Raw genomic sequence first — 26,462 nt, 5'->3', positions numbered from 1 at the left:
AGCCGGTACGAGCCGCCGAATCCGTTATAATCCGCGCCCTCGACTTTTTCAAAACAATTTCCCATGAGCGTCCTGCTGTGGATCGTCGCTGCCAGTGCCGTCGGCGGTGTACTGAGCATATTGTGCGCAGCGTTGTTCGCAATGAACGCGCGCGCGCACTGGGTGAGCGCGCTGGTCAGCTATGCCATCGGCGCGTTGCTCGGTGCGGTGTTCCTCGACATCCTGCCCGAGGCGATGGAGCGCGGCACGAGCGCTGCAGCGGTGAGCGGTACGGTGCTGGCCGGCATCATGCTGTTCTTCACGATGGAGAAGCTGCTGCTGTGGCGGCATTGCCATCATGACCATTGCGAGGTGCATGAACCGCACGAACATAATGCGCACGGCCGCAGCGGTACGCTGATCATGATCGGCGATACCTTCCACAACTTCGTCGATGGCATCATCATCGCGGCGGCGTTCCTGGTCGATGTCAAGTTGGGCGTCGTCACCGCGCTGGCGATCATCGCGCATGAGATACCGCAGGAAGTCGGCGATTTCATGATCCTGCTTCATTCCGGTTACAGCAAGGCCCGCGCGTTGATGCTTAACCTGCTGTCCAGCCTGGCTACGCTGGTGGGCGGCGTGCTGGCCTATTTCGCGCTGCAATCCATGCAGAGTGCGGTTCCTACGCTGCTGTCGCTGGCGGCAGCCAGCATGATCTACGTTGCGGTGGCCGATCTGATCCCCGGCCTGCACAAGCGTACCCGGTTGCGCGACACGCTGGAACAGGTGGTGCTGATCGTTCTGGGCGTATCGTCCATTCTGCTGGTCAAACTGCTGGTCGGTGAATGAACGATGAGAGCGCATGATGAGTAAAACCAGAAGTCCGGCCAAAGTTGGTTTCGTTTCGCTCGGCTGCCCGAAGGCGACCGTCGATTCCGAGCATATCCTGACGCGCCTGCGTGCCGAGGGCTACCTGATCTCCGGCTCCTATCAGGATGCCGACTTGGTGGTGGTGAACACCTGCGGCTTCATCGACAGTGCAGTGGAGGAATCGCTGGATGCGATCGGCGAGGCGCTGGCAGAAAATGGCAAGGTGATCGTCACCGGCTGTCTTGGAGCGAAGGGCGATGTGGTACGGCAGGCTCATCCCAGGGTGCTGGCGGTGACCGGCCCACACGCGACCGACGAGGTGATGGACGCGGTGCATGCGCACTTGCCGAAGTTGCACGATCCCTACACCGACCTTGTGCCGCCGCAGGGCATCCGTCTTACGCCGCAGCACTTCGCCTACCTGAAGATTTCCGAAGGTTGCAATCACCGCTGCACGTTCTGCATCATCCCCAGCCTGCGCGGCGACCTGGTCAGCCGCCCGGTCGGCGATGTGATGGAGGAGGCGCGCCGACTGGTCGATGCAGGTGTCAAGGAGTTGCTGGTGATTTCGCAGGATACCTCGGCCTATGGGGTGGACGTGAAGTACCGCACCGGCTTCTGGGGCGGACGGCCGTTGAAGACGCGCATGACCGAACTGGCCGCCGCACTGGGCGAATTGGGCGCATGGGTGCGGCTGCATTACGTCTACCCGTATCCGCACGTGGACGAAGTGATCCCGCTGATGGCGCAAGGAAAGATACTGCCGTACCTGGATATACCGTTCCAGCATGCCAACCCGCGTATCCTCCGGCTGATGAAGCGTCCGGGCAGCAGCGAGAATGTGCTGGCGCGCGTCAGGCAATGGCGCGAGACCTGTCCTGACCTGACGCTGCGCAGCACTTTCATCGTCGGCTTCCCCGGTGAGACCGAAGAGGAATTCGAGGAGTTGCTCGACTTCATCGAGGAAGCGCAACTGGATCGTGTCGGCGCCTTTGCCTACTCCCCGGTCGAGGGAGCGGCAGCCAATGACCTGCCCGATCACATTCCGCCGGAGGTTCAGCAGGAACGCCTCGCGCGGCTGATGCTGTTGCAGGAAGAGATCAGCGAGGAGCGGCTCAAACGCAAGATCGGCAAGGCCATCACGGTGCTGGTCGATGAGGTGGACGAAGATGGCGCCATCGCGCGCAGTTCTGCGGATGCGCCGGAGATCGACGGGTTGGTCTACATCGACAACGGCCAGCAGTTACAAGTCGGCGACTTTGCCGAGGTCGTTGTTACAGATTCCGACGAGCACGATCTGTGGGCGGAAACCCTGCGGAGTTAGCCGGCCCAGATTGTTTTTTTTGTGGATCTAACCTCTTATCAGAACGATTTTTCAGGAGTAAAATTTTCCGCTTTCGATGAATGATGACTAGGGAGTGTTGAAATGGTTGCGCAAAAAACATCCGGAAAGGTTGTTTCCGAACCCCAATCCAAAGCTGGATCCAGTGAAGCGGCGGGCATTGCAAAGATCGATGAAAAGAACGCGGGTACTTCTGCCGCATCATCCAGCCCCGCACATGCCAAGCGAAATACAACCCGAGTGACAAAAAAGAAAACGCCTGATCTTGCCGTTGTCGCAGAGATCGAGGCGGTGAGCCACGAACCTGCCGCACTCAAGGTGGCGCACGCCCCGCATGGAAGCGACGAGAACAGCGATTACGCCCCTTTGCCAGCCAGCTACCCTTACCGGACGCGGATGCGCCGCAAAGAGTATGAGGCGCAAAAAGCGAAACTGCAGATTGAATTGCTGAAGGTGCAGAGCTGGGTGAGAGAGTCCGGGCAGAAGATTGTGATGTTGTTCGAAGGCCGTGATGCCGCAGGCAAGGGCGGCACGATCAAGCGATTCATGGAACATCTGAATCCGCGTGCGGCACGAACCGTGGCGCTGGAAAAACCTTCCGATATCGAACGCGGCCAGTGGTATTTCCAGCGTTATATCCAGCATCTTCCTACTACCGGTGAAATGGTGTTCTTCGATCGTTCCTGGTACAACCGGGCCGGTGTGGAGCGCGTGATGGGCTTCTGTACACCAAACGAATATCTTGAGTTCATGCGCCAGACGCCGCAGATCGAGCGCATGATGGCCAACAGCGGCATCCACCTGTACAAATACTGGTTCTCGGTGAGTCGCGAAGAGCAATTGCGCCGCTTCGTCTCGCGCCGTGACGATCCGCTCAAGCACTGGAAACTTTCACCCATCGACATCAAATCCCTGGATATGTGGGACGAGTATACCGAGGCGAAGAACGCGATGTTCTTCCACACCGATACCGCCGATTCGCCGTGGGTGGTCATCAAGTCCGACGACAAGAAGCGCGCCCGACTGAATTGTATGAAGCATTTCCTGCACAGCCTGCCGTATCCCGGCAAGGACCTGCATGTGGTGACTGCTCCAGATCCGCATCTGGTCGGGTCGGGTTCGCAAGTGCTGTCCAGCGAAGAAAACCTGGTTACGAAGTTCTAGGGAGGAATGGATACGGCTTGCCGTGACGGAGAAACGGCGCTAGTCTGGACAGACGTGGAACACCAAGCAAAGGAGGTGCGTCATGTCCCAAGAACGCGATTTGCCGGAAGTCGAAAAAATCCCGTGCGATGTCTGTACCAGGGAGGTTCCGCTGTCCGAAGCGAAGATTTCTGAGGCCGAAGACTATGTTGCCCATTTTTGCGGGCTGGAATGCTACGCAAAATGGAAGGAGCAGAGCGAGGAATCAGGCAAGAAGTAAGGTGTCTTCGCTCTGCCCACCCGGGTGGGCAGAGCGACTTCTCATCGCGCCGGTCCGGGGCCGCCCATCGGGCAATCTTCCATCGAACGCTGCCCGCCGCACGGTTTGCCCAGGTCACGCTTGAACTGCTGACGCTCTTCGGGCGACATCTTGTCGAAACGTTCTCGCATCTCCTTGCGGTGTTCCCTGCGCTCTTCCGGGGACATGTTCCTCATGTCCTCGCGCATTTTGTTACGCATGGCCTTGCGTTCCTCCGGCGGCATGTTGTTCCAGTACTCGCGCATTTCCTTGCGGCGTTCCGCACGCTGTTCCGGCGACATGTTTCTCATCTCTTCCCGCCTGTTTTCGCGCATCTCCTTGCGTTCTTCGGGTGACATGTCGTCCCGGTATTCGCGCATCGCCTTGCGGTGTTCGGCGCGCTGCTCCGGCGTCAGGTTCTGCATTTCCTTGCGCATCGCCTCGCGTTCCTTTACGCGCTGTTCCTGAGTCATGGACTTCATGCGTTCCATGCGCTGCATGTGTTCCTTCACATAAGGGACAGAGCCGGCCGGCGCAACCTCTGCGGCAAGCGCGTTCAGGCTGAAGGAGACGGCAATACCGGCGGCGATCAGGGCTTTCAGGATGGGGTTCATGGTTTTACTCCTTGTGTTTGTCGTACGCCCGGATGGGCTGGGATGCATGATGCGATTAAACTGTAAACGAAGTGTTTTGACCAAACCGGAAGATGTAAATATTTGTTTCAATCGTGCTGTTGACTGACAATTCCTTACAGCTTTGCCGGCCGTCACGTTTATCATGCAGTCATGGACAATCCTTACCGCATCCTGATCATCGACGACGACGCGCGCCTGCGCGAGTTGTTGCTGCGCTACCTTTCCGAGCAGAGTTTCACGGCCAAGGCGGTGGCGGACGGCAACGCACTGGACAAGGCATTGCGGCTGAACCGTTACCACCTGCTGGTGCTCGACCTGATGTTGCCCGGCGAGGACGGTCTTGCCATCCTGCGCAGGCTGCGCGCGGCGGGGGAGAACGTGCCGGTGATCCTGCTTACCGCCAAGGGGGACGAGGTCGATCGCATCATCGGCCTGGAGATGGGCGCGGACGACTATCTTCCCAAGCCGTTCAACCCGCGTGAACTGCTGGCACGCATCAACGCGGTGCTGCGCCGCAAGGGTACGCAACCGATCGGCGCACCCGATACCGAGGAAAAGATCGTTGCCTTTGGAGATTGCGAGCTGAATCTGGCCACGCGCGTGCTGATCCGGGCGGCCGTGCCGGTCGCGCTGACCACCGGCGAATTCGCGCTGCTCAAGGCGCTGGTCACGCATCCGCGACAGCCGTTGTCGCGCGACAAGCTGATGGAGTTGGCGCGCGGCCGAGACCATGACCCGTTCGACCGTGCTATCGATGTGCAGGTGTCGCGCTTGCGCAAGCTGGTGGAACCGGATCCGGGCAAACCCCGTTTCATCCAGACGGTGTGGGGACATGGTTACGTTTTTGTGCCTGATGGGGTGAAGTCTTGATGTTCGTGCCGAAGACGTTGCTGGTCCGCGCCTTCCTGCTCATCGTGGTGCTGATCGCGCTGTCGTTCGCCGCATCGGTGGCGATGTTCCGTCATGCGGTACAGGAGCCGCGCGCAAAGCAGATGGCACAACTGGTTGTGTCCACGGTCAACCTGACGCGTGCCGCCGTACTGTCCTCCGCTCCGGAATGGCGCGGCGCGCTGCTTGCGGAATTGCGCGATTCCGAAGGGATGCGCGTCCAGTTGTCCGACGCATCGGATGTGCTGGTTCCGATGCCGGACCATCCGCCCGAATTGCGCCGGATGATGGAGGAGGTGCGCGAGCGGTTGGGCGACGGCACCCGCTTCGCGGCAGTCCGTAACGGCGAGGCGGCTCTGTGGGTGAGCTTCCACATCGGCGAAGACGAGTTCTGGCTGGCGCTGCCGCGCGAACGCATCGAGCATCCTGTTTCCCAGATGTTGCTGACATGGGCTGGCATCGTGCTGTTGCTGGCGTTGGCCGGTGCCTACCTCATCGCGCGCCAGGTGGCGCAGCCGTTGAAACGGATCGTACGGGCGGCGCAGCAGACGGGGCGTGGGGAGATGCCGGAGCCGCTTCCGGAACGCGGCGCGCAAGAGATCGTCACGCTGTCGCGCGCCTTCAACCAGATGTCCGCCGACCTGACCGCCAACGAGCGTGAGCGCGCTCTTGTGCTGGCCGGCATCTCGCACGACTTGCGTACGCCGCTGGCGCGCGTGCGGCTTGCGGCTGAACTGAGCGCGGACGAATCGCTGCGCGAGGGGTTATCCGCCGATGTGGAGCAGATGGATGCGGTGATCCGGCAGTTTCTCGACTATGCCCGCCTCGACGAGAACGAAGCGGTCGCACCGACCGATGTTTCCGCGCTGATACGCGAAGTTGCGCAACGTTTCCGTACGCAGGCCGTATCGCTGACGCTCGAATTGCCGCCGCTCCTGCAACAGAACATCCGCCCGCTGCTGTTTAAACGCGCGCTCGCCAACCTGCTGGATAATGCCGTCAAATACGGCGGCGGCGAGATCACCGTGCGGTTCGCCCGGGAACAGGACACGCTCGTTCTGTCGGTCATGGATCGCGGAACGGGCATACCCGATGCGCAGCGTGAAACGGCGAAGCGTCCGTTCGTCCGGCTGGATGTGGCGCGTGGCGATGCGGGCGGGGCTGGGTTGGGGCTGGCTATCGTCGAACGTGCGGCACGCCTGCATGGCGGGACATTCGGCCTGCACGACCGTGACGGCGGCGGGTTGGAGGCTAGGTTGATCCTGTCGGCCGGTTGAAGAACGCCACCGCTTCCGCTTCCTCGCGGGTGCGCTTCATCGGCGGCAGGCTCTGCCAGATGCGCCTGCCGTAGTGTTTGCCGATGATGCGCGGGTCGCAGATCATCAGCACGCCCCGGTCGGTCTCATCGCGGATCAACCGCCCCGCACCCTGTTTGAGGTTGATGATCGCGCGCGGCAACTGGTATTCCATGAACGCGTTACGCCCCTGTTTCTTCAATTGTTCGATGCGCGCCGCCAGTACCGGGTCGTCCGGCGGGGCGAACGGCAGCTTGTCGATGACGACCAGCGACAGAGCCTCGCCGCGCACGTCCACGCCCTCCCAGAACGACTGGCTGCCCAGCAGCACCGCGTTGCCGTGGTCGCGGAAGCGCGTCAGCAACTCGCTGCGCGAGCCTTCGCCCTGCAGCATCAACGGATAGTCCCAGCCGCGCATGTCGAACTCGGCGACCAGCAAGTCGTGGGCGCGTTGCATCGCGCGCAGGCTGGTGAACAACAGGAAGGCGCGGCCCCTGCTGGCCTCGATCAGCGGTAACGCGGCCTGTACCACCGCCCCGGTATAGCCTTCGCTGTTCGGTTCGGGCAGGTTATTCGGGACGTACAGCAGGCTTTGCGTGCCATAGTCGAACGGACTGTCCCAGCAGGCGGTCTGTGCCTTGAGCAGCCCCATCTCGCCCTGGTAGTGCGAGAAATCCTGTTTCACCGCCAGCGTCGCGGAAGTGAATATCCAGGCGCGCGCGCTGCCATCGATCTGTTTTTCGAAGATGTCCGCGATGGACAACGGCGTGGTGTTGAGTTGCAGCGAGTGATGGAACACTTCCAGCCAGCGCACCTGCCCCGGTTCGTCGCCTTTTTGCCATTCATTCAACTGTTGTGCCAATGCCTGCGCGCGTTGCCAGCAATTGTCCAGCCCCTCGCTGCGTTCCGCCTGTTTCTCCAGCAGGCCGGAGAGCATGGCCAATTTCTCGCCCAGGGTCTTCAGCGCGGGCGCGAACTCCTTGAAATTCTCCGTCGCCAGGGCGGGCATCCGGCCTTCCTTCTTGAACACTAACCGCAGGTCGCGCGCGGCCTTGTCCAATTCGTCGCAGGCCTTGGGCAGCGGCGCAAAATCCTTGGCCGATGCCGCCGCCTCGATGCGCGTGTCGCGCGCCAGGTCGAGCAACAGCGTGGTGGACAGGGTCTCGCCGAAGAACAGGCTGGCCGTCTCCGGCAACTGGTGCGCCTCGTCGAAGATCACCGTGTTGCAGGCGGGCAGCAACTCGGCCACGCCCTCGTCGCGCAGCATCACGTCGGCGAAGAACAGGTGATGGTTCACCACCACGATGTCCGCCTGCATCGCCTCGCTGCGCGCCTTGAGCACGAAGCATTCCTTGTGGTTCGGGCATTCCTGCCCCAGGCAGTTGTCGCGCGTCGAGGTGACGGTCATCCAGATCGGTGCATTCTCCGGCACGTCGGCCAACCCGCCCTTGTCGCCCGAGTCGCTGACCTTGGCGTAGTGCTTGATCTTGCCCAGATGCTTGATGTCCTCGCGCGTCTTGAACATCCCGTCCGATTCGGTGCGCGCCAGATGGTAATGGCACACATAATTGGCGCGCCCCTTGAGCAGCGCCACCGACACCGGAGCCTTGAGCGCGTCGCGCACCATCGGCAGGTCTTTCCGGAACAACTGGTCCTGCAGGTTCTTGGTACCGGTCGAGATGATCACCTTGCCGCCGTTGAGCAGCGCGGGTACCAGGTAGGCGAAGGTCTTGCCCGTCCCCGTTCCGGCCTCGACGACGAGGATCGCGTTGTCCTTGATCGCCTCAGCCACCTTCAGCGCCATCTCGCGCTGCTGCGCGCGCGGACGGAACGACGCGACCTCGGTGGCTAGCGGGCTTTGCTCGGAAAAGAAACGTTCGACTTCGAGGGACACGGTTGGGGATATGGTTATTTGATGGGAGCGGCGTTATAGTGCGGCAGGGATTTTACGCGATGGCAGCAGCGATGCGTAATGATTCGTTCGATTGCCGCATCATCCTGGATCCATGGCAAGCGGTGCAATCCACTACAACCTTTGATTACGCTCATGAACAGGCTTGTTGCGCCCCACAGTTCTGTAGGGTGGATAAGCGTAGCGCATCCACCAAGCGCGGTAGGATGGGTTGAGCATAGCGATAACCAGTGACTTGGCAGCTTGCTGCCTTAGTCCCGTAGGGTGGATAAGCGCAGCGCATCCACCAACCTGATGAAAAGGGACGCAACGTGAGCAACTATCGCAGGGCCTATCTCCCCGGCGGCATTTACTTCTTTACCGTCGTCACCTTCAATCGCGTCCCGATCTTTACCGATGAGAATCGCGTCGAAGCGCTCAGGCAGGCATTCCGCAAGGTGATGGCAACCCGTCCGTTCGAGATCGACGCGATGGTGATCCTGCCCGAACACTTGCACTGTATCTGGCGCATGCCGGAAGGCGATGCCGATTTCTCTTCGCGCTGGCGCGAGATCAAGAAGGCGGCTTCGCGCCAGATCGGCACCGCGACCAATGCGCGCAACGAGCGCATGGTGTGGCAGCGCAGATTCTGGGAACATGCCATTCGCGATGAGGAGGACTGGCGCAGGCACGTGGATTACATTCATTACAATCCGGTGAAACACGGGTTGGTGAACCGCCCCGGCGATTGGGCATGGTCGTCGTTCGGCAATGCGGTGAGCAAGGGGTGGTATGAGGAATCATGGGGTGCGAGCGAACCGGCAACCCTAGTTGGGATGGATTGCGAATGATGGATGGGGTGTGTTTTGAAAAATGGTGGATGCGCGGGGCTTATCCACCCTACGCCAGAACAGAATGGTGGATGCGCTGCGCTTATCCACCCTACAAGAGCCGATGAATTTATGCAGATTTGGGTAGACGCCGACGCCTGTCCGAAGGTGATCAAGGAGATCCTGTTTCGCGCGGCGGAGCGGCGGCAGATACCGCTGACGCTGGTGGCGAACAAGATGCTGTATTGCCCGCCATCGAAGGTGATCCGCGCGATGCAGGTGCCGGCGGGTTTCGATGTGGCGGACAACAAGATCGCCGAATTGGTGGCGCCGGGCGATCTGGTGATCACCGCCGATATCCCGCTGGCCGCGCAGGTCATCGCGAAAGGCGGGCATGCATTGAATCCGCGCGGGGAGTTTTATACCAGGGACACCATTCAGGAGCGGCTGACGATGCGCGATTTCATGGACAACCTGCGCGGCAGCGGCGTGGACACGGGCGGGCCTCCGGCATTCAACCAGAGCGACCGCCAGGCGTTCGCGAATCAACTGGACCGGTTTCTGGCGAAGTACGCGAGGGGTAGTGGAACGGCCACGTTTTTACCCTCTCCCTAGCCCTCTCCCTGCAAGGGAGAGGGGATGTTCGGCGAATCGATAATTTTGGTGCAACAGTTCGCCTTGCGCCGCGATTTTGATGTGCGCTATTGTGCGCAACATTCCTGGAGACGGCATGGCAAAGGCAAAAACGATCTATTCCTGCACCGAGTGCGGCGGTCAGACCCCCAAGTGGCAGGGGCAGTGCCCGCATTGCATGGAGTGGAACACCCTGATCGAGTCGGTCGCGGAGACCGTCACCAAGGGCGGCAACCGTTTCAGCGCGCTGGCGGCGTCGGGCCGTGTGCAGATGCTCTCCGAAGTCGAGGCGGCGGAAGTGCCGCGTACGCCGACCGGCATCGAGGAGTTCGACCGGGTGCTGGGCGGCGGGCTGGTCGAGGGCGCGGTGGTGCTGATCGGCGGCGACCCGGGCATCGGCAAATCCACGCTGCTGCTGCAAGTGCTGGCGCATCTGTCGAACAAGCAGAACACCTTGTATGTCAGCGGCGAGGAATCGGCGCAGCAGATCGCACTGCGCGCCAGGCGCCTGTCGCTGGACGCGCGCAGCCTGCGCCTGCTGCCCGAGATACAACTGGAAAGGATCCAGGCGAGCATCGCGGCAGACAAGCCGGACATAGTGGTGATCGATTCGATCCAGACGGTGTATTCCGAGCAGCTCACGTCCGCGCCGGGCTCGGTGGCACAGGTGCGCGAATGCGCGGCGCAACTGACGCGCATCGCCAAGAGCAGCGGCATCACCATGATCCTGGTCGGGCATGTGACGAAAGAGGGCGCGCTGGCCGGGCCGCGCGTGCTGGAGCACATCGTCGATACCGTGCTGTATTTCGAGGGCGATACCCATTCCAGCTTCCGGCTGATCCGCGCGTTCAAGAACCGCTTCGGCGCGGTGAACGAACTCGGCGTGTTCGCGATGACCGAGAAGGGGTTGCGCGAAGTCAGCAATCCTTCCGCGCTGTTCCTGTCGCAACACGGCGAGCAGGTCGCCGGTTCGTGCGTGATGGTCACGCAGGAAGGCACGCGGCCGCTGCTGGTGGAGATCCAGGCGCTGCTCGACGAGGCGCATTCGCCCAATGTGCGGCGCCTGTCGCTGGGTTTGGAGCAGAACCGGCTGGCGATGCTGCTGGCGGTGCTGCACCGCCATGCCGGTATCGCCTGTTTCGATCAGGACGTGTTCATCAACGCGGTCGGCGGCGTGAAGATCACCGAGCCGGGTGCGGATCTGGCGGTGATCCTCGCGATGGTCTCCAGCTTGCGCAACCGGCCGCTGCCGGAGAAACTGGTGGTGTTCGGCGAAGTCGGACTGGCGGGCGAGGTGCGTCCGGTGCAGCGCGGCCAGGAACGCCTGCGCGAGGCCGCCAAGCTGGGCTTTACTCAGGCCATCATCCCGAAAGCCAACGCGCCGAAACAGAAGATCGCCGGCATCGAGGTCATCGCGGTGGAGCGCGTCGAGCAGGCGGTCGAGCGGATGCGCGGTTGAGCTGCCCCGTCCGTTTGCAGGCCGCATAATTCTTGAGTATTTCTCTGTTGTGTTGTCCGCAGTCTCGCGTTAAAGTGAAGCCGCGCGCAAAGCGCAATAAAAACAACAAATCAAAGGGGCGGCAGGGATGATGGCGTTGACCATTCTGGCAATACTGGTGATTTTCATCTTGCTTGCGTTCTTCCGCGCCTCGATCATCGGCTGGGTATTGGCGATGATACTGGCGGTGTTTGCCGTGGCGATCCAGGCGCGCATTTCTGACGATGCCTTGCAGACGGTATATGCAGCGTTGCTGGCGTTTTTCCTGCTGTTCGGCATTCCCGTTGTGCGCCGTACCATCGTCAGCGCAACTGTCCTCAAAATATTCCGCAAGATACTGCCGCAGATCTCCGCCACCGAACAGGAAGCGATCAACGCGGGCACCGTATGGTGGGACGGCGACCTGTTCAGCGGACATCCCGACTGGCGCAAGTTGCTGGACTTCCCTCAGTGCGCGTTGAGCGTTGCCGAGCAGACCTTCCTCGACAACGAGGTCGAACAACTGTGCGCGATGCTGGACGACTGGGATATCACCCACAACCGCGCCGATCTGCCGCCGGAAGTCTGGCAGTTCATCAAGGACAAGGGTTTCTTCGGCATGATCATCCCGAAAGAATATGGCGGGCTGGACTTTTCCGCACAGATGAATTCGGCGGTCGTGACCAAGGTGGCCTCGCGCAGCGGCACGGCGGCGGTGACGGTGATGGTGCCGAATTCGCTCGGGCCGGCCGAGCTGCTGATGCATTACGGCACCGCCGAGCAGAAGGACAAATACCTGCCGCGCCTCGCCAGGGGAATCGAAGTGCCGTGCTTCGCGCTGACCGGGCCGTTCGCCGGCTCGGATGCCGGCGCGATCCCCGATGTCGGCATCGTCTGCCGCGGCGAGTTCGCCGGACGGCAGGATGTGCTCGGCATCCGCCTGACCTGGGAGAAACGCTACATCACCCTGGCGCCGGTCGCCACGTTGCTCGGTCTGGCCTTCAAACTGTATGACCCCGACCACCTGATCGGGGCGGAAGCGGAGCGCGGCATCACCCTTGCGCTGATCCCGACCGACACGCCGGGCGTGGAACTCGGGCGGCGCCACTTCCCGCTGAACAGCGCCTTCCTGAACGGGCCGACGCAGGGCAGGGACGTGTTCGTGCCGATGGATTATGTCATCGGCGGCGAGGAGCGCGTCGGGCAGGGTTGGCGCATGCTGATGGAATGCCTCGCGGCGGGGCGCTCGATCTCGCTGCCGGCCAGCAGCATCGGCGGCATGAAACTGGCCGCGCGCGCCAGCGGCGCATATGCCCGCGTGCGCAAACAGTTCAAGGTACCGATCGGCAGGTTCGAGGGCATCGAGGAACCGCTGGCGCGCATCGGCGCGCATACCTACATGGTGGACGCGGCGCGCCGCTTCACCGCGCTGGCGGTCGATCTCGGCGAGAAGCCGTCGGTGATCTCGGCCATCATCAAGTATCACGCCACCGAGCGCGGCCGCATCGTCATCAACGACGCGATGGACGTGCATGGCGGCAAGGGCATCAGCCTCGGCCCGGAGAACTATCTCGGACGTTTTTACCAGCAGACGCCGATCGGCATCACCGTGGAAGGCGCGAACATCCTGACGCGCACGCTGATGATCTTCGGCCAGGGCGCGATCCGTTCCCATCCCTACGTGCTGAAAGAGATCGCTGCCGTGCATGACGGCGACCGCCAGCGCGCGCTGCGGCAGTTCGACGAGGCGTTGTTCGGGCATGTCAGCTTCGTGCTGTGCAACGCGTCGCGCAGCCTGTTGTTCGGACTGACCGGAGGGTACCTCATCCCGGTCCCGCACGATGCCGCGCCGCGCCGTTATTTCCAGCAATTGACGCGCTATTCTTCGGCATTCGCGTTGAGCGCAGACGTGGCGATGGCGGTACTGGGCGGTTCGCTGAAGCGGCGCGAGAAGATCTCCGCGCGCCTCGGCGATGTGCTGAGCCTGCTGTACCTGTGCTCGGCGACGCTGAAGCGTTTCAAGGATGATGGCTGTCCCGCCGAAGACCTGCCGCTGTTGCACTGGTCCATGCAGGACGCACTGTACCGGATCCAGCAGGCATTCGACGGGGTCATCCGGAACTTCCCGAACCTGCCGGTACGCTGGATATTGGGCACGCTGATCTTCCCGCTGGGACAGCGTTTGTCGCCGCCTGCCGATCAACTGGGCCACGAGATCAGCAAGATGCTGATGCAGCCGGGCGCGGCGCGCGACCGTCTGACTGCCGGCATCTACGTCGCGCGCGACGAGATGGACGCGGTGGGTGCGCTGGAGGCCGCGCTGGCCAGCACGCTGCGCTGCGAACCGTTGCAGGCCAGGATTGACGCGGCACACAAGGCCGGGCAGCTCAAGGCGCTGGATGAGCTGGAGCGCATCTCCGAGGCGCGCAACACCGGTGTCATCGGCGTGGACGACGCGTTGCTGCTGGAACGCGATTATGCATTGCGCCGCAAGGTCATCATGGTCGACGACTTCGCGCCGGAACAGTTGCGGGCGAATCGCGCATGAGCGCGTTGCGCGGCAAGGTCGTCTTCATCACCGGCTCCAGTCGCGGCATCGGCCGCGAGATCGCGTTGCGCTGTGCGCGCGACGGCGCAAAGGTGGTGATCACCGGCAAGACGGAGGAGAAGCACGCGAAGCTTCCCGGGACGATACACAGCGTTGCCGAAGAGGTCGTGCAGGCGGGCGGCGAGGCGCTGGCGATCCGGCTGGACGTGCGCGACGAACAGGCCATCCGGTCCGCCGTGACACAGTGCGCGGAGCGCTTCGGCGGGATCGACGTGCTGGTCAACAACGCCAGCGCGATCTACCTGACCGGCACGCTGGAGACACCGTCGCGGCGTCTGGACCTGATGTGGGACGTGAACATGCGCGCGACCTTCCTGATGTCGCAGGCCTGCATCCCGTACCTTAAAGCATCGGCCAATCCGCATATCCTGACGCTGTCGCCGCCGCTGAACATGGATGCGAAATGGTTCGCGCCGCACCCGGCCTACACGATGTCCAAATACGGCATGAGTATGTGCATGCTGGGCATGGCGCGGGAGTTCGCGCCCGACGGGATCGCCTGCAATTGCCTGTGGCCGCGCACCACGATCGCCACAGCCGCGATCGAGTTCAATTTTCCGGAGGCCATCCTGCGCGCTTCGCGCAAACCGGCCATCGTGGCGGACGCCGCCCATGCGATCCTGGTGCGCGACAGCCGTGCCTGTAGCGGGAATTTCTTTGTGGACGAAGACGTGCTGCGCGCGGAGGGCGTGAGCGACTTCGGGCAATATGCGGTATCGCCGGGCACAACCCTGTTCGGCGACCTGTTTCTTGGATGAAAGGGAGGGGAGATGGCGAGTCAACCGGATGATGTGATCACCCCGCAACAGGCGGGTACCCTGCACGGCCTGTTCGTCGAGCGCGCGCGCCGCACGCCGGACAAGGTCGCCTATCGATATTTCCAGCAGAACGACTGGCGCGACATCACCTGGCGCGAGATGCGCGCGGAAGTGGCGCGCTGGCAGTCGGCACTGTCCGGACTCAGGTTGCAGCGCGGCGACCGCGTGGCGATCATGCTGCGCAACTGCCCGCAATGGATGATGTTCGACCAGGCAGCCATGTCGCTCGGCCTGGTGGTGGTGCCGCTGTATACCGTGGACCGGCCCGACAACCTGGCCTATATCATCAACGACGCCGGCGTGAAGGTGCTGCTGTTCGAAAACGCAGAACAGTGGCAGGCGCTGCGTACCGTGCGCGAGCAGCTCAGCAGCGTGGTGCGTCTGGTCAGCATCGACCCGATCCGCGACGGCAGCGAACCGCGCCTGAAATCGATGGCGGAATTCCTGCCGCCCGCCGCGCAGTTTCAGGCTGCACAGCCGTGCGGCGGCGACGGACTGGCGAGCATCATCTACACCTCCGGCACGACCGGCAGACCGAAAGGCGTGATGCTGAGCCATGACAACATGCTGACCAATGCGCATGCCTGCCTGGACACTTTCGCGGTATATGGCGACGATGTGTTCCTGTCGTTCCTGCCGCTGTCGCACACCTTCGAGCGCACGCTGGGCTATTACCTGCCGGTCATGACCGGCTCCACGGTGGCTTTCGCGCGATCCATCCCGCTGCTTTCGGAAGACCTGCAGACCGTCCGCCCGACCCTGCTGATCTCGGTGCCGCGCATCTACGAGCGCGTGTACGGCGCGATCCGCGCCAAGCTGGAGGAAGGCTCGCCGCTCAAGCGTAAATTGTTCCAGCTCGCGGTGGATACCGGCTGGGCGCGTTTCGAGCACGAACAGGGGCGCGGCCCGTGGCGGGCATCCTTCCTGCTCTGGCCGCTGCTGCAGAAACTGGTCGCGCAGAAGATCCTCGACAAGCTGGGCGGGCGGCTGCGCAGCGCGATGAGTGGCGGCGCCGCGCTCGCGCCGGAAGTCTCGCGCGTGTTCGTCGGTCTGGGCCTGCCCATCGTGCAGGGCTACGGTCTGACCGAGACCAGTCCGGTGATCAGCGGCAACCACCCGGAAAACAATTTCCCGGACAGCGTCGGTCCGCCGATCCGCGACGTGCAGGTGCGCCTTGGCGCGCAAAGCGAGTTGCAGGTGAAAGGGCCGAACGTGATGATGGGCTACTGGAACAGGCCGGAGGCGACGCGCGAGATGATAGGTGACGACGGCTGGCTGAACACCGGCGATGTCGCCCATATCAGCGAGACCGGGCATATCTACATCACCGGGCGCATCAAGGAGATCATCGTCATGTCGAACGGCGAAAAGATCCCGCCGACCGACATGGAGATCGCCATCCTGCACGACCCGCTGTTCGACCAGGTCATGGTGTTCGGCGAGGCGCGCCCGTATCTGGTGGCGCTGGCTGTGCTCAACCAGGACGCATGGCAACGTTTCGCCGCCGAAGTCGGCATCCGTGCCGACATGCCGGAGGCATTGACCGACAGCAACGTCGAGGCCAAGGTGCTGAAGCGCATCGCGCTCAACCTGCGCGATTTCCCGGGCTATGCCCGGATCAACCGCGTGTTGCTCATGCGCGAGCCGTGGGGCATCGAGAACGGACTGCTGACGCCGACGCTGAAGGTCAAGCGTGCCGAAGTCGCCGGACGTTTCGCCGCACAGATCGAGGGACTGTACGAGGGGCATTGACCATGGACGAGAATCAGCACGCGACCACCACGTTGCCGCAACACGAACCGACCCTGCGCATGGTGGCGATGCCTTCCGATTGCAGCTATACCGGTGACGTGTTCGGCGGCTGGATCATGGCGCAGGTGGACGTGGCCGGCAGCATCCCCGCGTTGCACCGCGCGCGCGGCAGGGTGGCGACGGTGGCGGTCAATTCCTTCATCTTCAAGCAACCGCTGTTCATGGGCGACGTGGTGAGTTTCTATACGCACATCGTCAAGGTCGGGCGCACATCGATCACCGTGAACGTCGAGGTCTATGCCCAGCGCAATCCGGAAAAGCCGACCTGCGTGAAGGTGACCGAGGCGACGCTGACCTATGTGGCGGTTAACGATGACCGCAAGCCGCGGGTTGTCCCTCCGGAGGATTAGGTGCATCATCGCGCGACGGAGTTGTAGTCGGGTATCTTGCAAGTGTGTTTGTGGTGGTTTTTTTCGAAAAATAACAAGGGAGAAACGGTCATGGCGTTCAAGCAAACGGTAATCGGTTGGTCGGTGGCAAGTGCATTGTTGGCGATGTCGGGAAGTGCTGCTGCATCCGGCTTTGCGCTGATAGAGCAGAGCGCCAGCGGAATGGGCAACGCATTTGCGGGTGGCGCGGCGAGTGCCGAGGATGCCTCGACGATCTTCTTCAACCCGGCCGGCATGTCGCGCCTGGACGGCAAGCAGATCGTGGTGGCGGCACATGCGATCCGTCCTTCGGCGAAATTCACGAACACTGCTTCCACTACCGCCTTGTTGCAGACGACCCTGGGCGGGGCGGGGGGCGACGCGGGTGATTGGGCACTGGTGCCGAACGCCTACTTCGCGATGGAAGTGAATCCGCAGATGAGCTTCGGGCTGGGCGTCAATGTACCGTTCGGATTGCAGACCAATTATGACGCGACCTGGATGGGGCGCTTTCAGGCGGTCAAATCCAAGCTCGAGACCATCAATCTCAATCCTTCGATCTCCTATCAGGTCAACGATAGCTTCAGCGTCGGTGCGGGATTGAATTATCAGCAGATCAAAGGGGATTTGAGTGCCGCCGTGAACTACAGTGCGGCCGCGTTCGTAGCCGGAGGCGCTCCGCTGCTTGGCGCAATCGGTGGCGCAGGCGTGGAGGGGCAAAGCCTTATCAAGGGAACCGACAGTGCCTGGGGATATAACCTCGGTATGCTGTTCAACCCGAATCCCGATACCCGCATAGGCCTGGCTTACCGTTCAAAGATCAAATACAACCTGGCCGGCACGGTCACCTTTACCAATCGGCCGGCACTGCTTGCCGCAGGCATTCCGGATGGGAACGTTTCCCTGGCGATCGACATGCCGGACTCCTTCTCGGCCAGCGCATTCCACCGGTTGAACGGCAAGTGGGACATCATGGCCGACGCGACCTGGACCGGCTGGAGCGTCCTTCAACAGTTGAAGATCGATCGCACGAACGGAACGAACCTGCTTACGGTCCCGGAGAACTGGCGCGATACGTGGCGCGTGTCGGTCGGCGCGAATCATCACTACAACGATCAATGGACGGCGCGTGTCGGGTTGGCCTATGACCAGGCGCCGGTATCCGACGCCTTCCGTACCGCGCGCATTCCGGATTCCGATCGCACCTGGCTGGCATTCGGCGGGCAATACAAGCCGAGCAGGGAAAGCGCGATCGACTTCGGCTATGCACACCTGTTCGTCAACAATTCCAGTATTGCGGATATGCAGGCTGCGGGCGGCAAGGGGAATCTGGTCGGCAATTACAGCAACAGTGTAGATATCCTGAGCGTGCAATATACGTACGGGTTCTAAGCCCCGGCGTAAAAGGGAAGGCGAGAGTCTTCCCTTTTTGTTTGGAGAATGTCATGGTAAAGACACTGCAGATCCGCAAGGTCGCCGTACTTGGCGCGGGCGTGATGGGCGCGCAGATCGCCGCGCACCTGGTCAATGCCAATGTCGAGACGCTGCTGTTCGAACTGCCCGCGAAAGAGGGTGCCCCAGCCCTCTCTCCTGACTCTCTTCCGAGGTCCTCTCCTCAATCCTCTCCCGCAAGCGGGAGAGGAGGCGAACGAGAAAGGCAATCCTCAATCCCTGCGGGAGAGAGGGACGCGGTTCCGCTGCGCGAGGTTTCGTTAAATGGCAACGTGAACAAGGCGCTGGATAACCTGAAGAAGCTCGATCCTGCGCCCATCTCTTCCCCGGCGCGCGTGAGCTATATCCAGCCGGCCAACTACGAGCAACATCTGGAGCGGTTGCGCGAGTGCGACCTTGTCATCGAGGCCATCGCCGAACGCATCGACTGGAAATCCGACCTGTACCGCAAGGTCGCGCCCTATGTGAACGAACGCGCCATCTTCGCCAGCAACACCTCCGGGCTTTCCATCGACACACTGGCCGAAGCCTTTCCCGAACAGTTGCGCCATCGCTTCTGCGGCATCCACTTCTTCAACCCGCCGCGCTACATGCATCTGGTCGAGTTGATCCCGTGTGCCGCAACCGAAGCTTCGCTGCTCGACGAGCTGGAAGCCTTCCTCGTCTCCACGCTGGGCAAGGGCGTGGTGCGCGCCAAGGACACGCCCAACTTCATCGCCAACCGCATCGGCGTGTTCTCGATGCTCGCCACCAAACACCACGCGGCCGCGTTCGACCTTGGGTTCGACCTGGTGGACGCGCTGACCGGGCGCTATCTGGGGCGTCCCAGGAGCGCGACCTTCCGCACGCTGGACATCGTCGGACTCGACGTGTTCGCGCATGTGGTGGATACCATGCGCAAGAACCTCACCGACGACCCGTGGCACAAGCATTACGAACTGCCGGGCTGGTTCGCCTATCTGGTCGATCAGGGCGCGCTCGGGCAGAAGACCAGACGCGGCATCTACCAGAAGATCGGCAAGGAGATCCACGTCCTCGACCTGCACACTAAACAGTACCGCCTGTCCGACGCCAAGGTGGACGAGGGCGTGAAAGCGATATTGCGCGAGCGCGACTGGGCGAAGAAGCTCGCCGGGTTGCATGCCAGCGCCCATCCTCAGGCACAGTTCCTGTGGGCGGTGTTCCGCGACGTGTTCCATTACTGCGCGCTGCATCTCGGCGTGATCGCCGACAACGCGCGCGACCTCGACTTCGCAGTGCGCTGGGGTTTCGGCTGGGATGCCGGGCCGTTCGAGATCTGGCAGGCGGCGGGATGGCAGCAAGTCGCAGGGTGGATCAACGAGGACATCGCCGCAGGCAAAACCATGTCCGACACGCCCATGCCGCACTGGGCCAGCGACTCGACGCGCACTGCGGTGCACACCGCGCTGGGCGCGTATTCGCCCGGTACGGGCAGCTATCATCAGCGCTCACAACTGGCGGTGTACCGCCGGCAGTTGTTCCCCGACCACCTGCTCGGTGAAGAGCGGCACTACGGCGAGACCGTGTTCGAGACCGACGACGTGCGTATGTGGCACACCGGTGACGACATCGCCATCCTCAACTTCAAGACCAAGATGCACACCGTCAGCAACGAAGTGCTGGACGGCGTGTTGCGCGCGGTGGACGAGGCCGAGCAGCATTTCTCTGCGCTCATCCTGTGGCAGACCGAGCCGCCGTTTTCCGTCGGGGCCAACCTGCTGCAACTGATGCAGGGCGTGCAGGAGACGCCGGACACCGGCCTGTTCGGCAAACTCAAGGGCGCGGTGAACCGCGTCAAATACACCGCAGCGGGCGGCGGCGGCATGGGCGAGCTGTTCAATGCCGCCACCGGCAACGTGCCCAAGGTGGAAGAAGTCGTTGCCAAGTTCCAGCAGACATCGATGCGTTTGAAATATGCGCAGATTCCCACCATCGCGGCGGTGGACGGCCTCGCGCTTGGCGGAGGCTGCGAATTCTCCATCCACTGTTCACGCATCGTCGCCACACTGGAGAGTTACATCGGACTGGTCGAGGTCGGCGTCGGCGTGCTGCCCGCCGGTGGCGGCTGCAAGGAGATGGCGCAACGCGCCGCGCAGGAAGCGCAACGCTTCGCCAACGACAACCGCGTGGACATCTTCCCCTTCGTGCGCCGCTACTTCCAGCAGATCGCCATGGGCGAAGTCGCCAAGAGCGCCGAACTGGCACGCGAGATGGGCTACCTGCGGCAGTCGGACCGCATCGTGATGAACAGATTCGAACTGCTGCACATCGCCAAGGAAGAAGCCAAGGCGCTCAACGCCACCGCCTACCGCCCGCCGCTGCACCCGCGCCAGATCGCCGTGGCGGGACGCACCGGCATCGCCACCCTCAAGGCCGCGATGGTCAACATGCTGGAAGGCGGCTTCATCTCCGAACACGACTACAACATCGGCTGCCGCGTCGCGGACACGCTATGCGGCGGCGATGTGGATGCGGGCAGTATGGTGGACGAGCAATGGCTGCTTGATCTGGAGCGCAGGAACTTCATGGAACTGCTCGCTACGGAGAAAACTCAAGCACGTATTGAACACATGTTGAAGAACGGCAAGCCGTTGCGGAACTAATGAAAAACTACTGCGCTCGACATAACCGCGTTGCTCAATGGCTCAAAATGCTCATTTACTTCTGTGTAAATTCCGCTTTTTCGCCATCTCGCGCCTTGTTCTGCCATCTCGCGCTACGTTTTTCAAGGCGAACTTGATTTTTAACGGACTGGTCTATATGCTGGTCTACACGTGAACGTGTATTGAGGGAATGACATGAAAATCGAGATCGGTTCTTACGAGGCGAAAACCAAGCTGCCGGAATTGCTGAGGCAGGTGAAAAGCGGCAAGAGTTTCACCATCACCAATCGCGGGGAGGCGGTTGCCGACTTGGTGCCCAGCTTGGGGGCGAAAGAAAAAGACAAGGTTGCGGCGGCGGAAAGGCTCAAGGCATTCATGCGATCTGACCCGGTGCGCGGCGTGAACATCAAGGAACTCATCGAGGAAGGGCGCGCGTGAATTTCGTCCTCGACAACTCGGTAACCATGCGCTGGTTCTTCGGAGACGGAAAACCGCAGGAACTCGCCTATGCCGGAAAAGTGCTGGACGCGATGAAAAGCACCATCGCCATCGTGCCTGCGACCTGGGGTCTGGAAGTGGCGAACGTCATTGCCAAGGCGGAAGCAAAAGGCTGGGTGACCGAAGCGCGCAGCGAGGCATTCCTTGAAATGCTGGAAGGCGTGGACATCGAAGTGGATGCAGCCACGTTTGCGCATGCCCTGTCCCACACCCTGCAACTGGCGCGGCGCTACAAACTGTCCGCTTACGATGCTTCCTATCTGGAGTTGTCATTGAGGTTGGGTTTGCCGCTGGCTACGCTTGACGAGGATTTGCAGAAGGCGGCGAAGAAGGCGGGAGTGAAGAAATTTTTGTGAGCGGGTGAGGAGCATTGGTTTATAAAGTGCAGGAACTATTGCGATGCTGACCCTTTATCCCGTGTTATGGAGCGGGTTGGGGGCAGGGAAAAATAGATATTGAGGGTGTGGGGCACGAATGAATGGGATGTCGGTGTAAACCTCCCCGAATCAGTGCCACCCATAACTAGAGGTTTCGGGGTGGTGCAACACTCTGTACTCGACGGGTTCGACTCGTCCGGGCCGGATCGGCAACACCATCAGGCCGATAGCGCCCAACAGATGCGCGCTCATCAGGGTAACCGATTTCCTTCCGGTCCAACGTAGTTGCTGCTGGAACGCGAGCAACAGTTGCAGCGAGCCCTTGAAACTGAGTGCCCTGGCAAGCGCCTGTCGCCCGGCAGATGCCCGCGCCAACCTGATCAAGCCGAAATATAGGCATGAGACTAGACCGAATTGCATAGATATTTCGATATATATGGCGGATGTCGTGAATATGATTTAATGCTTTCGTCCACCTATCCTAGTAGATGTCATTAGAGATAGCAGACACGATGAATTGAAAGAAGGTGCATTACCCAATAAAGAAGTGTGCCCCTATCCTTCGGTAATTCAATCCGATGGAATCGGGAAGTTTAAAATTTTTTTAGGGAATCCCAATGAAAACCATATCTTTGTTTTTATCTGCATGTTTTCTTACTTTCTGTTGCCACTCGTATGTTTATGCTGACCACTATGATGCAGTTCTGGAGCAGTACGATGTATGCACAAGCAACTGCGAAACTACAGCTCAAAGCAGTCTTGATGCTTTGAGCTGCGATTACTATGGCACCCGAGACCGATTGGCAACTTGCAGATCAACTGCCCTTGGCATGTACAACAGATGCAATTCGAATTGTAAATCTGCATTTGATGCGGAAAGAAATGAATGCAAAGACACCAAGAAGATGGAAGCACGTGCTTGCAAAGAGGATAAAAGCGAAGCGATAGACGAATGCAGAGATTTGACTGGCCAAGCAAAAAGGGACTGCAAAAAAAATGCCAGACAGGATAAACGCGACTGCAAGAAGAATGCTCGTCAGGAAAAGCGCTTATGCCTAGATGAAGCAGATGCACATCTAAACAGTTGTCAGTCCCAATGTTCGGAAACTTACCGAGAGGCCTGTAATGCAGAACGTGCCGCTGCCGATGCTTGCAATGCGCAAGCTCAACCAATATTCACTGAAAGACAAGCTTGCCTTCGGACTTGCGCACAAATACGAGATGCAGGTCTTGTCGGATATAACAGACTCTGCCCTCACGGCCATGGCGGGCAAAAAGGCGCGATTTACACTTTTGTGAACGAAACTGGCGCAACAAGATATGTATATCGCCCTGAACCATGGCCAACTGCGGATAACACCCCATCAAGCACAATCCAGAGCTACTTTACAACGCTCACTCCCGGCCAACAGGTTACGATGGAATTCGTGTGTGGTTCTGGTTCAATGAGAATTGAATTTAAAGATATCAGAGTTGAAAGCTCAACTGACAATGGTGAATTTTTCGATATTCCACTCTCCCCTTGTTGTGAGGCTGCTCAAGAAAACACCATCCGTGTTAGGCATTATTAATGAGGTGATTCTGCAATGAGCCGATAGCGGCCCTTCGCTTCTGCCACAAATTAAAAAGAGCCGCGAGAGCGGCTCTTTTTAATTTCTACCATTGCGTTCCTGATCCGAATCGGGGCGTACCCCGCGCGGTCATGCTTTCAGCGCAACGAAAACTTCTTCCAGCATCTTCTTGGCATCGCCGAACAGCATGCGGTTGTTCTCCTTGTAGAACAGCGGATTGTCCACGCCGGCGTAGCCCGTGGCCATGCTGCGCTTCATCACGATGGAGGTCTTGGCTTTCCAGACTTCCAGCACCGGCATGCCGGCGATGGGGCTGGTGGGGTCTTCCTGCGCTGCCGGGTTCACGATGTCGTTGGCGCCGATCACGATGGAGACATCGGTATCCGGGAAATCCGCATTGAGTTCGTCCATTTCCATCACGATGTCGTAAGGCACCTTGGCTTCGGCCAGCAATACGTTCATGTGGCCGGGCATGCGGCCGGCAACCGGGTGGATGCCGAAGCGCACGTTGACGCCCTTCTCGCGCAACAGTTGCGTGATCTCATAGACCGTGTGCTGTGCCTGTGCCACTGCCATGCCATAGCCCGGCACGATGATCACGCTCTTGGCGGAGCCGAGCAGTTCTGCCGTCTCGGCCGCACTGATGGGCACCACTTCACCCGCCGGTTGCGCATCGCCGTCGGCCTTGGCCGGCTTGCCGCCACCGGTGCCGAATCCGCCCGCGATGACGCTGATGAAGTTGCGGTTCATCGCGCGGCACATGATGTAGGACAGGATTGCGCCGCTCGATCCCACCAGCGCGCCAACGACGATCAGCAGGTCGTTCGAGAGCATGAAACCCGTTGCGGCGGCGGCCCAACCGGAGTAGCTGTTGAGCATGGACACTACCACCGGCATGTCGGCGCCGCCGATGGCCATCACCATGTGGATGCCGAACAGCAGGCCGATGGTGGTCATCACCACGAGCGCCAGGGTTCCGTCTCCGACCGTTTCCCCGTGCATGAAGTCGTAGGCAAAATAGATCACCAGCAGTGCGCCGGCGAAGTTGAGCCAGTGGCGTGCCGGCAGCAACATGGGCTTGCCGCCGATCTTGCCCGACAGCTTGCCGAAGGCAATGATGGAGCCGGAGAAGGTCACCGCACCGATATAGATTCCGATGTAGATCTCAAGCTCGAGTGATATGGGGTCAGGTTCGAATTGTTTTTCTTGGCAATGCTTGAGCAGCATCAAATTCATAAACAGATAGCCTTCTTATGACCGCATTACGCTGTACGCAGAAACTGCTGACCGCAATGAGAGTGAAGCCGTCCGCTCCGCCATTGCCAGGGCGCAATGTGTTGGGTGATTGGTCGCTGAATCTGTTGCATGTGCGCCCGGTGAAGTTGGTATTGGCTGTGAGCGAGCATGAGCGCTTTGCATTGGCGATGGAAGCCGCGCCTTATGCCACATTACCGCAGCGGTTGGCGGATGCCTTGTTTGTGCAGTTGCTATTTATTGGTGTGTCGCCCGATGTGGCGCGGCGCGAGTGCGATGCCATGCAACCGCTGACGATTACGGCGACCACCCCGTATGCCAACCGTCTTAGCCTTCAGGCCAATTTGAAGGATTACGCGTGGCAGGTGGAGTACATGGTGGAAGATGGTTCGTCGCTTGGGGAAATCAACGCGAGACTAGTCGATCATATTGTTGGTGTTGACGGTAAATTGCAGATTCCTTATGAACGTGTGCTTGCCGCGCTTGGCGCGCCAATTGTGCGGATTGAAGCGATGAGGGCTTTGAAAAATGAGTCCAGACGACCGATATGATGTTTCCGCAGTGATATGGGGTCCGCAGTGATATGGGGTCAGCATCGGAATAGACCTGTAGGTCAGGCGGAGTGAAACGGGGTTAGAGCCCATTAAAAATTTCCCAACAACATCAATCGCATGGGCGCCCCCCCCCGCATCTCCGTCAGTGTGGATTAGGTTAGCTATCTCTAATATCCAACACGATTCCGGAGTTTGCTTATAGAATTCCGCCCCTGTATCGGCAGACAGGGTTGGCAACGTCCGTTGTGCTGCCCGGTATTCACTATAACAAGCTGTAATTTTTCCAACGAACACATAAGGGTGAGATTCAAATGAAAAAGCTCAGGGAGAGTTATGTAGTTGCAGCGCTGGCTTTGGGGCTGGCTTCAGGTAGCGCATTCGCCGGTGATCACGGCCATGACACGCATGGAGGACATGATGCCCACGCGGCTGCACCAGTCGAATTGTGCACCGGTTTCGGCCCGCAGACCCCGCGCGACATCGACAGCAAGGGTGGCGAGAACAAGGTGACCGTCAAGATGGCGCCTGCCGCGGCCGACATGCATCTGTGCAACATCCATTTCCACGAGAACGCCGAGCACAAGTCCAAGGACTTCTCGATCTACGCCGGTGACGGCCATGAAGGCTATGGCAGCGGATATCAGTGCAACATCAGCAAGAAACTGAGCAAGGAAGAGATGGCATGGAATGGCGATGGCGTGTGCAAGAGCGCGCACGGCGACCTGAAGCCGGGCGACACCATCGAGGTTCACTATGTGCACACCACCTGCGACGTGCCGGGTGGCAAGGGGCTTGGCTCCTGTGTTTCCGCCAAGTGCGCGAACCCGGAGCTTCGTGTAGAGACTCAGGTGTTCACGCTGGTGGCCGAAGGCGGCCTGGATTTCAACCAGATCCAGTCTGCTGCTGCGCTGCCGGCCGATACCGGCAAGCCGGTCGAGTTCATCGGCTCCACCACGGGCCCGAAGTACAACGAGGCAGCCTGTTCCGAGTATCAGGTGACCTGGAGCGTGCGTCCCCAGTGTGCCAAGGTGAACATCAGTACTGTCGGCGAATGGTGCAAGGGCAACAAGTATGAAGAAGATCACGCGCATGGCGTGCGCCAATTGGTGAAGACTCCGTCGCTGTTGTCCGAGATCAAGTAGGATTTCCCGCTTTAACAGGTGCCCCTTCCGTGCAAGCGGAAGGGGCATTTTGTTTTGTGGCGTGCGATTTACCGCCGCGATGTGCTGACGTATGATGCAG

22 protein-coding genes and 1 pseudogene are annotated in these 26,462 nt (G+C 60.5%); 20 read left to right on the top strand and 3 right to left on the bottom strand.

Translation table 11 applies throughout. From position 1 onward, the window contains the following. Window positions 1-63 precede the first annotated feature (63 nt). The 4 genes from IPM27_03105 to IPM27_03090 all read left to right on the top strand — a co-directional run bounded on the left by IPM27_03105 (window position 64) and on the right by IPM27_03090 (window position 3,617). Window positions 64-831, top strand: a complete 768-nt coding sequence (locus IPM27_03105) for a ZIP family metal transporter (protein ID MBK9160548.1) — start codon at window positions 64-66, stop codon at window positions 829-831. A gap of 16 nt (window positions 832-847) precedes the next feature. Then, window positions 848-2,176 carry a 30S ribosomal protein S12 methylthiotransferase RimO gene (gene rimO, locus IPM27_03100; protein MBK9160547.1) on the top strand — a complete coding sequence of 443 codons (1,329 nt, stop codon included), beginning with the start codon at window positions 848-850 and terminating at the stop codon, window positions 2,174-2,176. A 102-nt stretch (window positions 2,177-2,278) separates the two neighbouring features. Continuing rightward, window positions 2,279-3,358 carry a polyphosphate kinase 2 gene (gene ppk2 / locus IPM27_03095; protein MBK9160546.1) on the top strand — a complete coding sequence of 360 codons (1,080 nt, stop codon included), beginning with the start codon at window positions 2,279-2,281 and terminating at the stop codon, window positions 3,356-3,358. 82 nt (window positions 3,359-3,440) lie between these two features. Then, window positions 3,441-3,617, top strand: coding sequence for a DUF3330 domain-containing protein (locus tag IPM27_03090; GenBank protein MBK9160545.1), 177 nt, complete (start codon window positions 3,441-3,443; stop codon window positions 3,615-3,617). Window positions 3,618-3,658: 41 nt separating this feature from the next. Here the strand turns inward: IPM27_03090 and IPM27_03085 are convergent, their stop codons facing one another. After that, window positions 3,659-4,249, bottom strand: coding sequence for a DUF3106 domain-containing protein (locus IPM27_03085; GenBank protein MBK9160544.1), 591 nt, complete (start codon window positions 4,247-4,249; stop codon window positions 3,659-3,661). Window positions 4,250-4,420: 171 nt separating this feature from the next. Between IPM27_03085 and ompR the strand changes: the two genes are divergently transcribed. After that, window positions 4,421-5,140: a two-component system response regulator OmpR gene (gene ompR / locus IPM27_03080; protein MBK9160543.1), complete on the top strand. Its 720-nt coding sequence runs from the start codon at window positions 4,421-4,423 to the stop codon at window positions 5,138-5,140. Next, complete coding sequence (locus tag IPM27_03075; GenBank protein ID MBK9160542.1) at window positions 5,140-6,435, top strand: HAMP domain-containing protein; 1,296 nt, start codon at window positions 5,140-5,142, stop codon at window positions 6,433-6,435. The genes ompR and IPM27_03075 overlap by 1 nt, the downstream gene beginning before the upstream one ends. On the opposite strand, the gene IPM27_03070 is transcribed toward IPM27_03075, so the two are convergent. Further along, complete coding sequence (locus tag IPM27_03070) at window positions 6,410-8,347, bottom strand: ATP-dependent DNA helicase (GenBank protein MBK9160541.1); 1,938 nt, start codon at window positions 8,345-8,347, stop codon at window positions 6,410-6,412. The genes IPM27_03075 and IPM27_03070 overlap by 26 nt on opposite strands. A gap of 329 nt (window positions 8,348-8,676) precedes the next feature. Here IPM27_03070 and IPM27_03065 point away from each other — a divergent pair, with 329 nt between their 5' ends. The 12 genes from IPM27_03065 (at window position 8,677) to IPM27_03010 (ending at window position 23,412) form a co-directional block, all read left to right on the top strand. Then, window positions 8,677-9,195 carry a transposase gene (locus IPM27_03065; protein MBK9160540.1) on the top strand — a complete coding sequence of 173 codons (519 nt, stop codon included), beginning with the start codon at window positions 8,677-8,679 and terminating at the stop codon, window positions 9,193-9,195. A gap of 111 nt (window positions 9,196-9,306) precedes the next feature. Beyond that, a complete protein-coding gene (locus tag IPM27_03060; protein ID MBK9160539.1) occupies window positions 9,307-9,789 on the top strand; it encodes a YaiI/YqxD family protein in 483 nt (160 codons plus the stop codon). 115 nt (window positions 9,790-9,904) lie between these two features. Further along, entirely contained in the window at window positions 9,905-11,266 is a 1,362-nt protein-coding gene (gene radA, locus IPM27_03055; protein ID MBK9160538.1) for a DNA repair protein RadA, read from the top strand. 130 nt (window positions 11,267-11,396) lie between these two features. Then, the gene (locus IPM27_03050) at window positions 11,397-13,832 is read left to right on the top strand and encodes an acyl-CoA dehydrogenase (GenBank protein MBK9160537.1); all 2,436 of its coding nucleotides are present in this window, start codon (window positions 11,397-11,399) and stop codon (window positions 13,830-13,832) included. After that, window positions 13,829-14,650 (top strand): NAD(P)-dependent oxidoreductase, encoded by an 822-nt coding sequence (locus IPM27_03045; GenBank protein ID MBK9160536.1) that lies wholly within the window; start codon window positions 13,829-13,831, stop codon window positions 14,648-14,650. The genes IPM27_03050 and IPM27_03045 overlap by 4 nt, the downstream gene beginning before the upstream one ends. Before the next feature lie 12 nt (window positions 14,651-14,662). Further along, the gene (locus IPM27_03040) at window positions 14,663-16,462 is read left to right on the top strand and encodes a long-chain fatty acid--CoA ligase (protein MBK9160535.1); all 1,800 of its coding nucleotides are present in this window, start codon (window positions 14,663-14,665) and stop codon (window positions 16,460-16,462) included. Between the two features lie 2 nt (window positions 16,463-16,464). Continuing rightward, entirely contained in the window at window positions 16,465-16,872 is a 408-nt protein-coding gene (locus IPM27_03035; GenBank protein MBK9160534.1) for an acyl-CoA thioesterase, read from the top strand. Window positions 16,873-16,962: 90 nt separating this feature from the next. Then, a complete protein-coding gene (locus IPM27_03030; GenBank protein ID MBK9160533.1) occupies window positions 16,963-18,282 on the top strand; it encodes an outer membrane protein transport protein in 1,320 nt (439 codons plus the stop codon). 275 nt (window positions 18,283-18,557) lie between these two features. After that, entirely contained in the window at window positions 18,558-20,966 is a 2,409-nt protein-coding gene (locus tag IPM27_03025; protein ID MBK9160532.1) for a 3-hydroxyacyl-CoA dehydrogenase/enoyl-CoA hydratase family protein, read from the top strand. 195 nt (window positions 20,967-21,161) lie between these two features. Further along, a complete protein-coding gene (locus tag IPM27_03020; protein ID MBK9160531.1) occupies window positions 21,162-21,404 on the top strand; it encodes a type II toxin-antitoxin system prevent-host-death family antitoxin in 243 nt (80 codons plus the stop codon). Next, window positions 21,401-21,820, top strand: a complete 420-nt coding sequence (locus IPM27_03015; GenBank protein MBK9160530.1) for a type II toxin-antitoxin system VapC family toxin — start codon at window positions 21,401-21,403, stop codon at window positions 21,818-21,820. The genes IPM27_03020 and IPM27_03015 overlap by 4 nt, the downstream gene beginning before the upstream one ends. Before the next feature lie 638 nt (window positions 21,821-22,458). Beyond that, entirely contained in the window at window positions 22,459-23,412 is a 954-nt protein-coding gene (locus IPM27_03010) for a hypothetical protein (GenBank protein ID MBK9160529.1), read from the top strand. A 129-nt stretch (window positions 23,413-23,541) separates the two neighbouring features. Here IPM27_03010 and IPM27_03005 read toward each other — a convergent pair. Next, window positions 23,542-24,591: pseudogene (locus tag IPM27_03005) on the bottom strand (NAD(P)(+) transhydrogenase (Re/Si-specific) subunit beta). A gap of 74 nt (window positions 24,592-24,665) precedes the next feature. Between IPM27_03005 and IPM27_03000 the strand changes: the two are divergent. Both IPM27_03000 and IPM27_02995 read left to right on the top strand, forming a co-directional pair. Next, a complete protein-coding gene (locus tag IPM27_03000; GenBank protein ID MBK9160528.1) occupies window positions 24,666-25,217 on the top strand; it encodes a hypothetical protein in 552 nt (183 codons plus the stop codon). A 314-nt stretch (window positions 25,218-25,531) separates the two neighbouring features. Beyond that, a complete protein-coding gene (locus IPM27_02995; protein ID MBK9160527.1) occupies window positions 25,532-26,362 on the top strand; it encodes a cadmium carbonic anhydrase in 831 nt (276 codons plus the stop codon). Window positions 26,363-26,462: the final 100 nt, after the last annotated feature.

This window comes from Nitrosomonadales bacterium (assembly GCA_016716325.1).
Classification (GTDB): Bacteria; Pseudomonadota; Gammaproteobacteria; order Burkholderiales; family Gallionellaceae; genus Gallionella.
The sequence above is the reverse complement of the archived record's forward strand: the minus strand, read 5'-3'. Positions and strand labels throughout refer to the sequence as shown.

Excerpts from the sequence above, each read along its gene's own strand:
- IPM27_03105 (MBK9160548.1), top strand. The coding sequence starts at position 64 with ATGAGCGTCCTGCTGTGGATCGTCGCTGCCAGTGCCGTCGGCGGTGTA.
- rimO (MBK9160547.1), top strand. The coding sequence starts at position 848 with ATGAGTAAAACCAGAAGTCCGGCCAAAGTTGGTTTCGTTTCGCTCGGC.
- ppk2 (MBK9160546.1), top strand. The coding sequence starts at position 2,279 with ATGGTTGCGCAAAAAACATCCGGAAAGGTTGTTTCCGAACCCCAATCC.
- IPM27_03090 (MBK9160545.1), top strand. The coding sequence starts at position 3,441 with ATGTCCCAAGAACGCGATTTGCCGGAAGTCGAAAAAATCCCGTGCGAT.
- IPM27_03085 (MBK9160544.1), bottom strand. The coding sequence starts at position 4,249 with ATGAACCCCATCCTGAAAGCCCTGATCGCCGCCGGTATTGCCGTCTCC.
- ompR (MBK9160543.1), top strand. The coding sequence starts at position 4,421 with ATGGACAATCCTTACCGCATCCTGATCATCGACGACGACGCGCGCCTG.
- IPM27_03075 (MBK9160542.1), top strand. The coding sequence starts at position 5,140 with ATGTTCGTGCCGAAGACGTTGCTGGTCCGCGCCTTCCTGCTCATCGTG.
- IPM27_03060 (MBK9160539.1), top strand. The coding sequence starts at position 9,307 with ATGCAGATTTGGGTAGACGCCGACGCCTGTCCGAAGGTGATCAAGGAG.
- radA (MBK9160538.1), top strand. The coding sequence starts at position 9,905 with ATGGCAAAGGCAAAAACGATCTATTCCTGCACCGAGTGCGGCGGTCAG.
- IPM27_03050 (MBK9160537.1), top strand. The coding sequence starts at position 11,397 with ATGGCGTTGACCATTCTGGCAATACTGGTGATTTTCATCTTGCTTGCG.
- IPM27_03045 (MBK9160536.1), top strand. The coding sequence starts at position 13,829 with ATGAGCGCGTTGCGCGGCAAGGTCGTCTTCATCACCGGCTCCAGTCGC.
- IPM27_03040 (MBK9160535.1), top strand. The coding sequence starts at position 14,663 with ATGGCGAGTCAACCGGATGATGTGATCACCCCGCAACAGGCGGGTACC.
- IPM27_03035 (MBK9160534.1), top strand. The coding sequence starts at position 16,465 with ATGGACGAGAATCAGCACGCGACCACCACGTTGCCGCAACACGAACCG.
- IPM27_03030 (MBK9160533.1), top strand. The coding sequence starts at position 16,963 with ATGGCGTTCAAGCAAACGGTAATCGGTTGGTCGGTGGCAAGTGCATTG.
- IPM27_03020 (MBK9160531.1), top strand. The coding sequence starts at position 21,162 with ATGAAAATCGAGATCGGTTCTTACGAGGCGAAAACCAAGCTGCCGGAA.
- IPM27_03010 (MBK9160529.1), top strand. The coding sequence starts at position 22,459 with ATGAAAACCATATCTTTGTTTTTATCTGCATGTTTTCTTACTTTCTGT.
- IPM27_03000 (MBK9160528.1), top strand. The coding sequence starts at position 24,666 with ATGACCGCATTACGCTGTACGCAGAAACTGCTGACCGCAATGAGAGTG.
- IPM27_02995 (MBK9160527.1), top strand. The coding sequence starts at position 25,532 with ATGAAAAAGCTCAGGGAGAGTTATGTAGTTGCAGCGCTGGCTTTGGGG.